A 15309-nucleotide genomic window follows, 5' to 3' on the forward strand; every position below is an offset into this window, starting at 1 on the left:
GTTCGTTCTTAATTCCTCCGGAGATTTTTTTTTGTAGCCATTTTATGGGTTTTTAAAAGGTTAATGAAAACAAAGTTAATGAAACGGCGAATGGGAAAAGCTACCGGAGGTTTAGTTCAACCAGCTTTTCTCAGAATCGAAGAGGCATTTACCGCATCTTTTTCCGATGGAAAAACGGCTTTTATTCTATATTTCATGATTTCAATATTTTGACTTGGTGGAAGTTATGCTCTACCTACTAAAGCAAAAACCATGACAGTTTGCATTTGTTCAAAGATTTTGTGAGCATTTTAACGAAACAGTCAGAATTGGAACATTGTTTTTAAGTGCCGATCAGAGCGATTTTTAGATAGATGCAGAAATGGGTGTTAATCAAAATAGAGAATCGCTCCAAAAGTGGATTTGGAGCGATTCTGTGGAAGATATTTGAGTCAGGTTATTTTTTTATGAATTTACTGGTTGAAATGATTCCATTCCTGTCTGTCAATTCAATAATATAGTTACCTGATGTTAATTTTTCGGCATTGATTTTTTTGTCCGCAGATATACCTTCTGCCATCAATTGACCAGCCGCATTGAAAATGCGGTATCCTAATGCTCCGGTTTCATTACTCTGGATGTTCAATACATCTTTTACAGGGTTTGGATAAATCGCCGTTTTTGTTGTACTGTTTTCAGAAACAGCTAATTGTGTATTTTTAAGATTCAAGCTATAATCTTCAATTTGGCCGTATGAGATTGATGTACAGGCATTTGTTGGAACGGAGCTGAATTTCAGAATTACTCGCATTCTAACTGTTCCCGTAATCGCGGAAGCTGGAATTGTAATTGAACCTGAAACAGGTGAGGTTGTGGAACCAGACTTCGTCCAGGCTGTTTCTCCTGCATCGGTAAACACCCCATTATTATTCCAGTCTATAAACACTGCATATGCTTCGCTGTAATTGGTGCCCGGCCATTCCGGAGTAATTGTGATGGTATATGCCTGTCCTTTTGTGAGGTCTGTACTGATGTAGGAGAAGTCTTCGTAGCCATCAGTTCCGGTGCTGGTATTGTCAATCGTTCCGAATTGTACTCTCTTAATCCGTTCGTCGGCGGTACTGTTTGAATTGATATTGCAATAATTTGGAACATTCATAGTTGTGACATCTATCGCGTTGCTTGCTGCTGAAATATTGCTGTAAGGATCTTCCGCTTTAACAAAGAAGTTGTAAGTCGTATTTGGAGTAAGTCCGGACACTTTGTAACTGGTTTTATTTCCTGGCACGGAGCCTAACAAGATGTTGTCTTTGTAGATGGAATATTTCTCTATATCGTTTTCGTCATAGGAAGCGGTCCAGCTCAGAAGGGTTTGACTTCCGGTGGTATTAGAAGCGGAGAGGTTAGTTGGCACAGTAGGTGCAGTAGTATCCGGATTCGCCAAATATTTCGCCCCTAAACCAACTGCGTAAAATGCATCCTGAGTGGCTATTGCCTCCGCTGATTTTGCGCCAAACAGATCAATTGCAGACTGGATTCCAAAGTTTCGTGCAGCCATAAAGTCGGAATTTGCACCCAGGTAAGAGGTTTCCATGCGGTAAGCTATTTTCGCTGCTTTCTCCAGGGTGATCCCAGTGACACTATAACTTTTGCCCAAATCGTTGACTCCGGTTTTTCCTTCCGAAAGGATATAGAACCAGTGATTGATCACGCCGCTGTTTCTGTGTACCCCACAGTTGTCATTTGTGCTACTGTTCGGAGTTGCACAACCTTCTGCGGCGGTCGCAGGATACCAGTTAATTCCACGGTAGGTATCTGGCTGCGGAGTAAGCCCCGATTTTGGATTGCTCATTGATCTAAGATATTGTGGGGCAATCTTCACAATTTCCTCTCCGATTAACCAACGTTGTTTTGATGGCGCATAAGTATATTCCACGGCTGCTCCCCAAATATCAGAAAGTGCTTCATTCAATGCACCCGATTCTCTTTGATAAAGCAAATTTGCCGAACTGGAACAAACTCCGTGTCCCAATTCATGGCCGGTAACATCTAGAGCGGTGAGTGGTCGGAAAGTGCTTGCGCCGTCGCCGTAAATCATTTCTGATCCGGTCCAGCCTGCATTTTCGTAAGCATTGCTGTAATGAACATAGCTTCGCAGTAATGTCCCGTTATTGTCGTAACTGTTTCGGTTAAAGGTGTTTTTAAAATAATCGTATGTCTTTTCTACTCCCCAATGCGCGTCCAATGCGGCATTATCAAAAGCGGCATTATCAAATTCTGCAGCTGTCCAATTATTATCATTGTCGGTAAAATCAACACCATTGCTTAGCGTGGTGCCTTTTTTCATATTATAGGTTCTCACTCCATTTCCTCGAGTGGTATCCTGCAAAATGTAATTGGAACCGGAAAGAGTGGTTTCAATATTTTGATTTCCGCTGTATCTGGTCGCAGCTGTGCCCGCCACCAAAATTCGGGGAGCATTTGCTATGTTCTGATAGGGCTCAATAGTGATCGTTGATTTGGATTGATTGTCTGTGGAAGTATGGTTTGCATGCTTCATGATGGGATCCTTGGCTGCAATTTTACCACTCAATGCATCTACATAAATATATTCCCGGCTGATTGGGGTTATTGCATAAATATCGAATTTATAAACCAGCATCAAATTAAATTTTCCATCATCCTGTAAAATCGGAAGATAAACCAATTCTCCAGGTGGCTTTTTATATGCGTTATTGGCCATATAACCTGCGTCTTCCCACATGTATTTTTGGGCACCCACACTTTGAACTGCTAAGTTGAATGCGTCAGAAGCGGATATTTCCGGGCTCGAAGGAGCAGTATCACTGTGGTAGATTTCGCCATTCATACTAACCAGAGTTCCGTTTTTGAAATGCACATTATAAATTCCACCCTCTACCTTGATGTTTTTGAAATACAGCTGGTATTTCTCGTCACTGAATTTACCTGTAAAATCGGTATCAGATTGGATGAGTTTTAATTCTTGGTTTGCTTTAAGATGGAGGATTTCCGCGAAAAGGCTTTTGGTGGAAGACGGAGTAAGTCCCGAATTTGATTTAAAAACAACAAGGCTTGGCGTTCCGTCCTGGTTATTAATTTGCTTTTCTATTAACTGCTGCGCTGCGATTTGCCCATAAAATCCCAGCAAAATCCCTGCGACTCCCAGACTTAGTAATTGTTTTTTCATAAGGATTAATTATTAATTAGGTAAAATTAATAAAAAATGTGACCCTAATTTTCTATTTCAAAAATAATTTAATGAAAAACACATAAAATTGATAGTTGAAACGCTTTAATTACCCAAGTGATTGAGTCAGTATCTATAATTTGCTTTGGTCGAAAGTGTTGGTTTTATCTTCGATTTTGTAGCCTAATGCCTTTGCCAAAACCATGATGTGGTCTAGATTTTCCATCAGTTGTTTTTTGGCATCTGCCTTCAGTTTGGCTTGATCAACGGATTTGTAAGCGATGTCTTTGGCATTTTGCGTAATTCTTTTAAGTTCCTGTTCGTCAAAGCGGTTGAAGAACGAATCGTCCATTGAGTTGATCTCAACACTCGGTAGAATTTTGATTTCGGGATTCGGAAGTTCTCTGATAATCAGTTTTTTGTTCACAGAATCGACATCAATTTTCATTTTGTTCAGATCATAAGAAACTTGCGCAGTAGTTTTGGTGAAAGTAATGATGTTTTTTTCCGAAACGGGCAGGTGTGGACTTCCGAGCAACTGTGAGGTAATTTTAGTTTTCTGCATGTTTGAAAAGTCCTGTTCCAAAACTACCATTTTATTCATTTTCCGGATTTGGTTCATGATGATGTACACATCACTCTGAACTTTTTCATCATTTTTTTTGATGACGGTATTCCAAATGAAGAATAGAAACAGCATTGCAACTGCTCCTAAGAAGAATGTTTTAATAGATGCTCTGTTTTTCACTTATTTTAAGAGGTCCTTCAATGAAGCATTGTCTTTCTGCACAATTTCAAGCAAATCGCGCTCGAGCCAACCGGATTTTGGACTTTCAATAATCCTACCAATTTCCTTGCCGTATTTCTGTAAGATGATGGTGGGAACTTTCTGTATATTGAAAACGCCTTCCTCGCCGCTTGGAGATTCTTTTTTCCTGTTTACCGCGATGATGGTCATCCGTTTTTCAGGATATTTCAGTTCTTCCAATATTTTCATGAGTCTGGGAACTTCGCGGTGGCTGTCATCACACCATGTTCCCATCACCAAAGTGATGCTATAGGAACCGAGCTTTTTCTTTCTCAATTCAGAAAGTGCTTTTTGGTCAATGGCGTATTCATCATGTTCTTTCACATACCAGTCACTGTATGGAGCCTTCAAAAGTTGATTTTTTGTTTGGATTCCGAGTAACATTTTTCCATCATTGGTGGTGTCAACTTCGCGGTTAACGACTACTTTTTTTGCTTCACAAGATGACAGGATTAATAGAATTGCGGAAGCCGAAAAAATGGCTATGAAAATTTTCTTCATGATTGGCGTGGGTTGGACTTGTTAAATATGATCTAAAATAGACTTTAAATCTGCAGGGGAGTAGTGTATGTTTTTTAAAACTTTGTAATCTGACTTTCTGTGTACATTAATTTTTTTTCCAGAAACTTCCGATAATGCTTCAATTCCTTTTTCCTTATAGAACGCAATGGTTTCATCAGCTTCTTTTTGATTGGAGCAAGCTTTAGACATATTTGATCGTTGTACCTCATTAAAAAGTTCCTCGAATTTTTCGCCCAAACCGAATTCCAAAACTGCACCGCTCAAAACATATTGCAAATCACATAATGCATCTGCAACTTCCACGATGTCTTTGTCTGCGATGGCAAGCCTCAATTCATTTAATTCTTCTTGAAGGAGTGATACCCGCAATTCACACCTTTCTTTAGAAGGAATTTGTGGGGTTTCCAAAATCGGAGCGTTAAAGGTTTTGTGAAATTCTGCGACCTGATTCAGTGAATCTATCTTTTCCATTAAAAACTAAATTTAGGCAAATATAGAAAAATCGAATTAGAAGTGGCTGTGTAATCTTTTTGAAATCTTCTGATTCTGTATTCATTTAAAAAGTCACTCCAAAAAAGTTTTGGGATGGATTGTTTGTTAACAATCATAAATAGAAAAAGCACCGAAAATTTTCGATGCTCTTTCTTATGTCTTGACTGAACTTATTTCGAAATTTCCCTTCCAATTACTAATTTCTGAATTTCTGAAGTTCCTTCACCGATGGTGCAAAGCTTGGAATCTCGGTAATATTTTTCTGCAGGAAAATCTTTGGTGTAACCATATCCTCCAAAAATTTGAACCGCATTATTAGCAATTCTCACGCAAGCTTCTGATGCATATAGTTTCGCCATCGCGCCTTCTTTAGTCATTTTTTGTTTCGCATTTTTCAGGGTAGAAGCTCTGTGAATCAATAATTCAGCCGCATCAATTTCGGTAGCCATGTCTGCAAGCATAAAGTTGATCGCCTGAAATTGATTGATGGGTCTTCCGAACTGTTGTCTTTCCAAAGAATATTTCAGTGCAGCTTTATAGGCTCCTTTTGCAATTCCAAGACTCAATGCTGCAATGGAAATTCTTCCGCCGTCCAAAATTTTCATGGCCTGCTTGAAACCTTCACCAACTTCTCCTAAACGGTGGGAATCTGGAACCCGCACGTTATCAAAGATGAGTTCCGCGGTTTCCGAAGCGCGCATTCCTAATTTGTTCTCTTTTTTTCCGGAAGTGAAACCGGGCATTCCTTTTTCCAAAACGAATGCTGTAGAGTTATTTTTTGCACCTTTTTCCCCGGTTCTGGTCATCACCACGGCGATGTCTCCTGAAATTGCGTGGGTGATGAAGTTTTTAGCACCATTCAGAATCCATTCCTCACCATCTTTCACAGCAGTGGTGCTCATTCCGCCAGAATCGGATCCGGTGTTGTGTTCGGTGAGTCCCCATGCGCCGATCACTTTTCCTGTAGCTAATTGTGGAAGCCACTTGTTGCGCTGTTCTTCATTTCCAAATTCATAAATGTGATTGGTGCAAAGCGAATTATGTGCCGCCAAAGAAAGTCCTATAGAGGGATCAACTTGGGAGATTTCGTCCAGAATTGTAACATATTCATGATAGCTTAGTCCAGAACCACCATATTGCTCGGGAATTACAACTCCCATAAAACCCATTTCACCCAACTGGTGGAAGAGTTTCACCGGAAAAGTCTGACTTTCATCCCATTCCATAATGTGTGGGCGAATGTTTTTTTCCGCAAAATCACGTGCAGTATCTGCAATCATATCAAGGTTTTGGAGGGTATTGCTATTCATATTTATAATTTGGCTTCAAAGATAAATAAAATGTGGAAAAAAGTGGTTAATTGTTTGGCTGATTTTCGAATCAGTAATTTTTTAAGTATGAACGATTTCCGATTATGTTAAATTTAATTTAATTTTAAGTTATTCGTCAGAGTTAAGTTGTAATTTAGCGGCGAAAAAAACTTTAGTAATGAGAAAAGTTCTATATTTTATTTTTTTAATCCCTTTATTGGGGTTTTCTCAAATTCCTGCAGGGTATTATGATGGTACAGCAGGTTTAGCCGGTTATGCACTGAAATCCAAATTGCACGATATCATTTCCGCACATCAGATTAGTTGGCATTACAGTGATTTGCCAAGTATTTATAATCAGACAGATATTGATAGGTACTACGATTTTGATGCTTCTAACAATACCTATCTTTTGGATATTTATTCCTGCAATCCAGGCGGAACTACTGCTTATCATTATACCAATCAGCAGATGATCGGTTCGGCGAATGCTGAAGGTTTGGGTTGGAATCGGGAACACCAAATGCCGCAAAGTTCTTTCAACAGTAATTATCCGATGTATTCCGACCTGTTTTATGTGATCCCGACGGATGCCAGAATCAATCAATTGAGAAGTAATTACCCTTATGGAATTGGAGTTACAAGTCCCCCGTCGCAGGTTTATTATACGTTTACTAATGGCTCAAAACAAGCAAAAAACGCAACTCCAAATTCACCTTACACGGGGCGAGTTTATGAACCGCACAACGCTTTTAAAGGGGATATTGCGAGGAGTCTGCTTTATTATGTAGTGAGATATGAAGGGAAATTAAACTCCTTTAATTATTACAACGGTACTTCACCTGCAAACGACACCTCTCCTTTAGATGGGACCGAGGAAAAGGCTTATGAGGATTGGTACATTGCAATGCTTCTGCAATGGCATAACCAGGATCCGGTTTCCCAACGTGAGATTGACCGAAACAATAATGTTTATGCAGTGCAGGGAAACAGAAACCCATTTATTGACCATCCGGAATGGGTGAGTTTAATTTGGAATCAGACCCCGAGTACTGTTGCACCACAAGCGATTGCCGATCTGAACATTGCCCAAACGAGTGCCTATTTTGTAAAGCTCAATTGGACGCCTCTGTCGGATCCATCGGTTTTGGGATACAAAGTATATCAAAACGGAACTTATATCGGATACAGTAAAGGAAACTCATTTTATCCAGATCGATTGACCCCAGGAACTCTGTATAATTTCACGGTTAAAGCATACAATAATAATTATATGGAAGCTGCGGATAGTAATTTGGTTTCTGCCACTACTTTAGATACAGATATTTATGCGAAAGACTTGATGATTACCAAATATCTTGAAGGAACTTCAGATAACAAAGCCCTGGAAATCACAAATAAGACTGGACATCCAGTGAATTTAGATAATTACAGACTAAGCATCCAGTTTTATAGCGGAACTAACTACTATTTCCCGGCACCTTTTGAATTGGAAGGAGTTGTAGAAAACAATTCCACTTTTGTGGTATTGAATCCAAGGTCAACTTTCAGTTGCATCACCAATAGTCAGGCAAGATTCGTAACCGCGGCTCCACAGCTGACTTTTGATGGAAGTAATTATGTGGAGCTTCGCTACAAATCATCAACAGTAGATGCTGTGGGGACTTCTGGAGTCAATAATTTTTCCACATTAGGAAATCGTTCACTTTACCGAAATTCCACAGTAACTAATCCAGCGACATCATTTGATCTTACTGAGTGGACGCAATATCCCGTGAATTACTGTGATGGAATAGGGATTCTAGCAGTTTCCGATTCCAATCCTTCTGCAAAGAATGATATTAATGTTTATCCGAACCCGGTTGTAGGTTCCCAACTTTATTTGAATGGGAATCAGCTTTCATCCGTTCAAAAGGTGACCATACTTGATCTTTCTGGAAAAATTCTGAGACAGGAATCAAACCCTTTCAAAAATAAGAATTCCATCAGTGTGGAAGGTTTAGGTTCGGGGATCTACATTTTGAAAGTTGATGAAAATGCTTTCAAGTTTATCAAAAAATAAACTTCCAAACTTTTATACTGGTCAGCTTCTTCGGAAGCTGATTTTATTTTAGATAAAGTCGCATTTTGGCTTCATATTCAGGTTTTACTTTCATCGATCTGAAAAACTTGTTCTCGTTGGTGTAGGATATACGGTAATAGATGATTTTATCCGCATAGTATTTAAAGTAGGGGTGGCTTTTCAACCAAGATTCAGGCGCATCCATTAAACTGTATTTCTGAACCTGGTCTGTGTTCAGAGGGGATTGATTTACAAGCTTTTGCGCCAAATCCCTGTCGATATTGTAGGTTTCCAGAATCTGGTCCTTGTTGACAAAACCACCCAGTTTATTTCGGAAACCGATGAGACTCGCCGCAGATTTTTCGTCAAAGCCAAATTCAACCAATTGTTTGAAGGTGATTTCATTTAAGTTTGTTTTTGAGAAATCGGTTTTTTGATCGGTAGATTTGGTGGTGAAATTGTTGTTTGTACCGCTTGAAGAAGTTGGTTGAGCAATCATGCTTTCACTTTTCAAGACAATATATGGCTTCATTTCCTGAAACTTTTCACTGGAGATCACAAAACATCGCTCGATGTCATCCAAAGTTTTAAAACTTCCGCGCAAATTTCGATCCCGATAATTGATGATGACTTGTGCCTGTTTTTCAGAAAAGCCCAAATTTTTCCAGCCTTCCAAATCCGTTGTGTTCGGATCAAAGTTTTGGTAGATGATTTGTGCTTTTGCCGGCTTGAAATCAGGCTTTTGATAATTTGGTTTGGTAATGGCGAAGTTTTCCGGGGTTTTTCTGGGCAAAATCAAAAAGGGCTCCATCTTTTTGTAATTCTCGTCACTGATGATGAAGCAGGCTTTGAACTTTTCTTTGCTTATGAAACTTCCGCCCAGATAATTTCTGTAATTCAAGATTGCAATGGACTGATTCTCCGTGAAACCCATTTTCACAAAATCATCAACAGTAAAAAGATCGGGATTAAATTTACCGGGAATCCTTAATTCTTTTCTCGAATAGCGAGTTTTGTTGGAAGAATTGTCGTAATAATTTTTAGCATTAGCATTTGATTGGTGATGGCCATTGAAAGAAGGTGCAGTCTCAGGAAGTAGGATAAAAGCTTCAATTTCTGCGAATTTCTGCTCAGAAATAGCATAGCATTTCTTCAGTTGCTGCTTCGAAACAAAATTTCCTCCAACAATTGATTTGTATTTCAGGATGGTGGCGACTTGCCTGTCAGAGAAACCCATCGACTTCCATTCTGCTTCAGAGAGATTGTTTGGATTGAAATTTTTTAGCGTGACTTTTTCTGCCTCCAAATAGTTTATAGGTGCGGCATTTTCTTGCGGTTCTTCGGTCTTTTCGGCTTTGTTAAAATAGACCAATCCAGCAAAAAGAATCGCGCCGGAAGTTGCAAATCCGAAAAAGTAATTTTTAACAGCTGAAATTTGGAAATTGAGATTCATCGTAATAAGTTTTTACAAACTTATTTCAAAACTTAAAGATAATGAGTAGTGAAAACACCTTTTTCAAGTAGTGAAAACACTTATTTTTAAGGGGTGAAAACACTTATTTTTAAGGGGTGAAAACACGGATTGCTTTGCGCTAAAACACCTACTCCGGTTTTTCCACAAGGGAGTCTTTTAATTTTTGAAGCTCTGCCTTCACGAATTCCAGGCGGTCAATCATCGTGATGGTTTCGGAAATTTTCGAATTGGTCGTCAAAGCAATTCTGGCACCATCCAAGGTATAGCCTTTTTCTTTGACTAAATGGTAAATCATTTGGAGGTTTTTCAAATCTTCTGGTGTGAAATACCGGTTTCCTTTTTTATTTTTTTTGGGCTTAATGATCGGGAATTCCTGCTCCCAATACCGAATGAGCGAAGCATTTACATTAAACGCTTTTGCTACTTCACCGATAGAATAATAAAGTTTGTCCGGTAAATCGATTCTCACTTTCTGCCTTTAAAATTTGAAATTCAAAGATAGAAAATTTTGATCAAATTTTTCAGAATTTCTCTATCGATCAAAATCTAATCGAAATGTGTGGTAACTCAAATATTTTCAGTATTTTTGCACCACTTTTTGTGGGAGTATTTGGCAAAGCTTAAAACCTTAACAATTAACATCTTCCGTATTTTTCGAAAACCACATTCAGCCAATCATCGAAAAAGAAGGAATACAAATTTTTTATTTTATGTCTGAAACGACACACAAAGAAGAGGTTCTTTTGAACCAAAACGTAGCTCCAGAACAGTTTGACTGGGATTCTTTCGAATCTGGTCTAGATGCGGATGCAAGAAAAGAAAAAAGCGACCTGGAAGAAATCTACAACGGGTCACTGAAAAACTTGCATGACAACGATGTGCTTGTAGGAAAAGTGGTAAGACTTACCGACAAAGAAGCAATCGTGGACATCAACTTTAAATCTGAAGGAGTGATCTCTCTTAACGAATTCCGTTACAACCAAGGTTTAGCTGTTGGTGATGAGGTGGAAGTAATGGTGGACAGAAGAGAAGACAAATCCGGTCAGCTTCAGCTTTCCCACAAAAAAGCAAGAACGCTTAAAGCCTGGGATAAAGTGAATGAACTTCATGAAACAGGTGAAATCGTGAACGGATTCGTGAAATCTAGAACCAAAGGTGGTATGATCGTAGATGTACACGGAATCGAGGCTTTCTTGCCAGGTTCTCAAATCGACGTGAAGCCAATCAAAGATTACGATCAGTTTGTAGGAAAAACAATGGAATTCAAAGTGGTGAAAATCAACCCGGAATTCAAAAACGTTGTAGTTTCTCACAAGGCATTGATCGAAGCAGACTTAGAAGGTCAGAAAAAAGAAATTATCGCTCAGCTTGAAAAAGGTCAGGTTCTAGAGGGAACTGTGAAAAACATTACTTCTTACGGGGTGTTCATCGATTTAGGAGGTGTTGATGGTCTGATCCACATTACCGATCTTTCTTGGTCCAGAGTAAACCATCCATCAGAAATCCTTGAAGACGGACAGACTGTGAAAGTGGTTATTCTTGATTTCGATGATGAGAAAACAAGAATCCAATTGGGTATGAAGCAGCTGGAAGCACATCCGTGGGATGCACTTTCTGCTGATTTGAAAGTGGGTGACAAAGTAAAAGGGAAAGTAGTGGTTCTTGCTGATTACGGTGCTTTCGTAGAGGTTGCTCCAGGTGTGGAAGGATTGGTACACGTTTCTGAAATGTCTTGGTCAACCCACTTGAGAAGTGCGGGTGATTTCGTGAAAGTAGGAGATGAAATCGAAGCAGAAGTATTGACTTTGGATAGAGAAGACAGAAAAATTTCTTTGGGAATGAAGCAACTTACCCAAGATCCATGGGCAAATATCGAAACCAAATATCCAGTTGGTTCTAAACATGTTGGAACCGTAAGAAACTTTACCAACTTTGGAGTTTTCGTGGAATTGGAAGAAGGAATCGATGGTTTGATCTATATCTCTGATCTTTCTTGGACTAAGAAAATCAAGCATCCATCTGAATTTTGTGCGGTTGGTGATAAGTTAGATGTAGTGGTTCTAGAATTGGATACTGCTGCAAGAAGACTTTCATTGGGTCACAAACAGCTTCAAGAAAATCCTTGGGATAAATTTGAAACCAAATATGCTGAAGGAACAGTTCATGCAGGAAAAGCAACCGAAGTTTTCGACAAAGGAGCTCAGGTTCAGTTTGAAGATGTTGAGGTAGAAGCTTTCTGTCCTGCAAGATTGTTGGAAAAAGAAGACGGTTCCAAAATCAAAAAAGGAGAAGAAGCGAACTTCAAAGTGATCGAATTCAACAAGGAGTTCAAGAGAGTAGTGGTTTCACACACCGGAACTTTCAGAGACGAAGAAAAAAGAAATGTCAAAGAAGCAACGTCTAAACCGGCGGCAACTTCTGGCGAAGAAAAAACCACACTTGGTGACATCGACGCTTTGGCAGAACTGAAAAAGAAAATGGAAGGGAATTAAGTCCGGAAATTTTTAAAATAATGAGTCCACCATTGAAAAATGGTGGATTTTTTATTGCCTAATGTTGAGCTCTCAACCCAAAAATTCCTGATTATATCGTTTTCAATACCATATTTTCGGCGACCAATATTGCCAATTCAGAGTAATGCAACTTTTTCTGTTTTTTTAGTGTTAAAAATTCAAAAGATGTCAAAATAATTTATATATTCGAAGCCAAATAATTTATATACATGAGAAATAGAAATTTACCTTTGAAAATAGCAGCAGCCTGCTTTTTGTTTTCGATCGGAAATGCCAATGCGCAAGATTTCAAGTCTATTCTTCAGGGCCATCTTTCTGCGAAGAGCGGCATCCTGAAATCAGATTTGAAAGATTTTGAGATCACCAATGTTGATTATTCAGAATCGATGAAAGGAAATGTAATCGACTTCCAACAGTCTTATCAAGGAATTCCGATTTACAACGCTACCGGGAAATCATTGATCAAAAAAGACCAGATTTTTTATATTACTGAAGCTTTTGCCAAAACCTATGCCAATGTTTCATCTCCTAGCTCCGCGAGACCCGCTCAGGAAGTCTTCACGAAAATGGCTTCAAAGATCAACCTTAAAAACAGTTCGAGCTACACCGTACTCGGAATTAAGGATGCAGATTTAGACACTCCTTTCGTGAAAACCAGACCGATTTATTTTCAGACTGAAAATAATGACTTGAGGTTAGCTCAGGAGTTCGTTTTTCCTGAAACAGGAAGCAGTGCATACTGGCATATTCTGGCAGACGCAGTTACAGGAGAGATCTTAAGTAAAGAAAACTTGACGATTTCGTGTAGCTTTAGACATGATGCTTATCACCATGATTACTCTTCACACAATCCTGAAGGTTTCACGGTAGATTTTGCACATCAGTCCGCTCCAGAAATTTCTGCTCCAAAAGCTGCCACAGCTGCAGCTGCTTTAGATGCAACATACAGAGTTTTTCCATTGCCTGTTGAAAGTCCTATTCATGGCAATAGATCTTTGCTGACAAATCCATGGACTGATGTAGGAATTGTACCAAACGCGGTTACAGACGGTTGGCACACCGTTTCCGGAGGTTCCTTTGCGGGTTCCTATAATACTACCCGTGGAAATAATGTAATGGCTTATGAAGATAAGGCAAACATCAATGCTCCCGGTGCATATGCAGATGGTGGGGCAAACCGGCTTTTTGATTTTCCATTTGTGGCAAATGATACTGCCGGAAATCTTAATGCTGCCATTACCAATCTATTCTACATGAATAATAAAATGCACGACATTTTTTATTCATTGGGATTCACCGAAACCGCCAAAAACTTTCAGGCATTTAACTTCGGAAGAGGAGGTGCTCAGAATGACTACGTGATGGCGGAAGCTCAAGACGGAGGAGGAACAGATAATGCCAACTTCTCTACGCCAGCTGATGGTTCCAGAGGAAGAATGCAGATGTATCTTTGGAATCCATCCGTGATCCAAAGATTGTATTATAATACTCCAGCCGAAGCTGTCGGCAGAGAAACTGAAGCTTTAATCTCTACAACATTTGGACCGCAATTAACTGCGACTGGTGTTACGGCAGATGTAAAACTTTCTCCGGTACTTGATGCATGTTCACCACTTCCTGCAGGTTCACTTGCCGGTAAAATTGGATTAATTGAGAGAGGAACATGTGAATTCCAGGCAAAAGTGCAAGCAGCTCAAAATGCAGGTGCTGTTGCTGCGATTATCTACAGCTTGCCAGACTCTACTCCAACTTCGGGAATGGGTGGAACCAATCCTAATATCACAATCCCTTCTGTATTGATTCCAAATTCTGAAGGACTATATATGAAAGGACTCGTTAATGGTGGAACCACTGTAAATGTGACCTTGAAGTATGACCCAGCCGCTCAAAAATTCAGAGACGGAGATTTCGATAATGGAATCGTGGCACACGAGTATGGTCACGGAATTTCAACCAGACTGGTTGGATCTCTTAGCTCAAGTGCAAATAAAGAGCAAATGGGAGAGGGATGGTCTGATTTCTTTGCCTTAATGCTTACAAACAGACCTGGAGATAATGCTTCCGTTCCTAGAGGAATTGGTACTTATGCGATTTCAGAGCCAATTACTGGTGGTGGAATTCGCCCTGCACCTTATTCACCGGATCCTGGAGTAAATAACTATACTTATGATGATACCAACGGAATGGAGTACACCAACACATTGGGTCAGATTGTACCGGATGTACACTCTATTGGATTTGTTTGGGCTACAATGCTTTGGGATCTTCATTGGAAATATGTTGAAAAATATGGTTACGCATCCAATGTGATGGCCAACAAAAACAGTGGTAGCTATAAAGTATTGGAGCTGGTAACCAACGCACTGAAACTGACTCCAACTAACCCCGGATTCATTCAGGGAAGAAATGCGATCCTAGCTGCAGAAGCTGCAATTGCAGGAGTTCCGGGTGCTCCAACAGCTCCTGGTAATTTTGATCCTTTCGGTTTACATGGTGGACCAGATAAATGTATGATCATCAACGTGTTTGCGAAAAGAGGTTTAGGACTAAATGCTTCTGCAGGTTCGCCAACCAATATCAATGACCAGGTGGCAGATTTTGCAGAGGTTGATCCTAATGATCAGTCCATCTGTAAAGATTACACCTTGGCAACTGCTGAAACTGCTGTGAAAGATGCGATGAATATCTATCCAAACCCAGCTAAAAATGAATTCTTTATCAAAACTGGTAAAAATATTTCTGGTAAAGTATCCGTAGAAATCTATGACGCTTCCGGAAAACTGGTTTCAAATCAAAGAATCAATCCAACTGACGCAGTAAATACCCAGAATTTGACAAACGGGGTTTACATGGTGAAAGTTTCAGGAATGGGCGTGAACTATTCTTCCAAACTGATGATTAAAAAATAATTTTTAATTCATAACTTTATGACCGTCCAGTT

Annotated in this window: 10 protein-coding genes; 3 read left to right on the top strand and 7 right to left on the bottom strand. The window is 39.5% G+C overall.

From position 1 onward, the window contains the following. Positions 1-436: 436 nt before the first annotated feature. The 5 genes from L0951_RS12600 to L0951_RS12620 all read right to left on the bottom strand — a co-directional run bounded on the left by L0951_RS12600 (position 437) and on the right by L0951_RS12620 (position 6319). Positions 437-3187, bottom strand: coding sequence for a M4 family metallopeptidase (locus L0951_RS12600; RefSeq protein WP_234111614.1), 2751 nt, complete (start codon positions 3185-3187; stop codon positions 437-439). A 133-nt stretch (positions 3188-3320) separates the two neighbouring features. Further along, positions 3321-3935, bottom strand: coding sequence for a DUF4230 domain-containing protein (locus L0951_RS12605; protein WP_234111615.1), 615 nt, complete (start codon positions 3933-3935; stop codon positions 3321-3323). Further along, positions 3936-4496, bottom strand: a complete 561-nt coding sequence (locus L0951_RS12610) for a TlpA family protein disulfide reductase (RefSeq protein WP_234111616.1) — start codon at positions 4494-4496, stop codon at positions 3936-3938. A 21-nt stretch (positions 4497-4517) separates the two neighbouring features. After that, positions 4518-4988 (bottom strand): nucleoside triphosphate pyrophosphohydrolase family protein, encoded by a 471-nt coding sequence (locus L0951_RS12615; RefSeq protein ID WP_234111617.1) that lies wholly within the window; start codon positions 4986-4988, stop codon positions 4518-4520. Between the two features lie 191 nt (positions 4989-5179). Continuing rightward, on the bottom strand, positions 5180-6319 hold the full coding sequence (locus L0951_RS12620; protein ID WP_234111618.1) for an acyl-CoA dehydrogenase family protein: 1140 nt from the start codon (positions 6317-6319) through the stop codon (positions 5180-5182). 178 nt (positions 6320-6497) lie between these two features. On the opposite strand from L0951_RS12620, the gene L0951_RS12625 reads away from it, so the two are divergent. Continuing rightward, positions 6498-8381, top strand: coding sequence for an endonuclease (locus L0951_RS12625; protein WP_234111619.1), 1884 nt, complete (start codon positions 6498-6500; stop codon positions 8379-8381). 43 nt (positions 8382-8424) lie between these two features. Here L0951_RS12625 and L0951_RS12630 read toward each other — a convergent pair whose 3' ends face one another. Together L0951_RS12630 and L0951_RS12635 are read right to left on the bottom strand one after the other, a co-directional pair. Next, positions 8425-9834 carry a helix-hairpin-helix domain-containing protein gene (locus L0951_RS12630; protein WP_234111620.1) on the bottom strand — a complete coding sequence of 470 codons (1410 nt, stop codon included), beginning with the start codon at positions 9832-9834 and terminating at the stop codon, positions 8425-8427. 148 nt (positions 9835-9982) lie between these two features. Continuing rightward, a complete protein-coding gene (locus tag L0951_RS12635) occupies positions 9983-10324 on the bottom strand; it encodes a MerR family transcriptional regulator (protein WP_234111621.1) in 342 nt (113 codons plus the stop codon). A 241-nt stretch (positions 10325-10565) separates the two neighbouring features. Between L0951_RS12635 and rpsA the strand changes: the two genes are divergently transcribed. Together rpsA and L0951_RS12645 are read left to right on the top strand one after the other, a co-directional pair. Then, the gene (rpsA, locus tag L0951_RS12640; protein ID WP_234111622.1) at positions 10566-12347 is read left to right on the top strand and encodes a 30S ribosomal protein S1; all 1782 of its coding nucleotides are present in this window, start codon (positions 10566-10568) and stop codon (positions 12345-12347) included. Positions 12348-12577: 230 nt separating this feature from the next. Next, positions 12578-15277: a T9SS-dependent M36 family metallopeptidase gene (locus tag L0951_RS12645; RefSeq protein WP_234111623.1), complete on the top strand. Its 2700-nt coding sequence runs from the start codon at positions 12578-12580 to the stop codon at positions 15275-15277. The last annotated feature ends 32 nt before the right edge of the window (positions 15278-15309 follow it).

The sequence above is a fragment of the Chryseobacterium sp. R2A-55 genome (genome assembly GCF_021401085.1).
Lineage (GTDB): Bacteria > Bacteroidota > Bacteroidia > Flavobacteriales > Weeksellaceae > Kaistella.

Coding starts and splice junctions, on each gene's coding strand:
- L0951_RS12600 (WP_234111614.1), bottom strand. CDS start 3,187: ATGAAAAAACAATTACTAAGTCTGGGAGTCGCAGGGATTTTGCTGGGA.
- L0951_RS12610 (WP_234111616.1), bottom strand. CDS start 4,496: ATGAAGAAAATTTTCATAGCCATTTTTTCGGCTTCCGCAATTCTATTA.
- L0951_RS12615 (WP_234111617.1), bottom strand. CDS start 4,988: ATGGAAAAGATAGATTCACTGAATCAGGTCGCAGAATTTCACAAAACC.
- L0951_RS12620 (WP_234111618.1), bottom strand. CDS start 6,319: ATGAATAGCAATACCCTCCAAAACCTTGATATGATTGCAGATACTGCA.
- L0951_RS12625 (WP_234111619.1), top strand. CDS start 6,498: ATGAGAAAAGTTCTATATTTTATTTTTTTAATCCCTTTATTGGGGTTT.
- L0951_RS12630 (WP_234111620.1), bottom strand. CDS start 9,834: ATGAATCTCAATTTCCAAATTTCAGCTGTTAAAAATTACTTTTTCGGA.
- rpsA (WP_234111622.1), top strand. CDS start 10,566: ATGTCTGAAACGACACACAAAGAAGAGGTTCTTTTGAACCAAAACGTA.
- L0951_RS12645 (WP_234111623.1), top strand. CDS start 12,578: ATGAGAAATAGAAATTTACCTTTGAAAATAGCAGCAGCCTGCTTTTTG.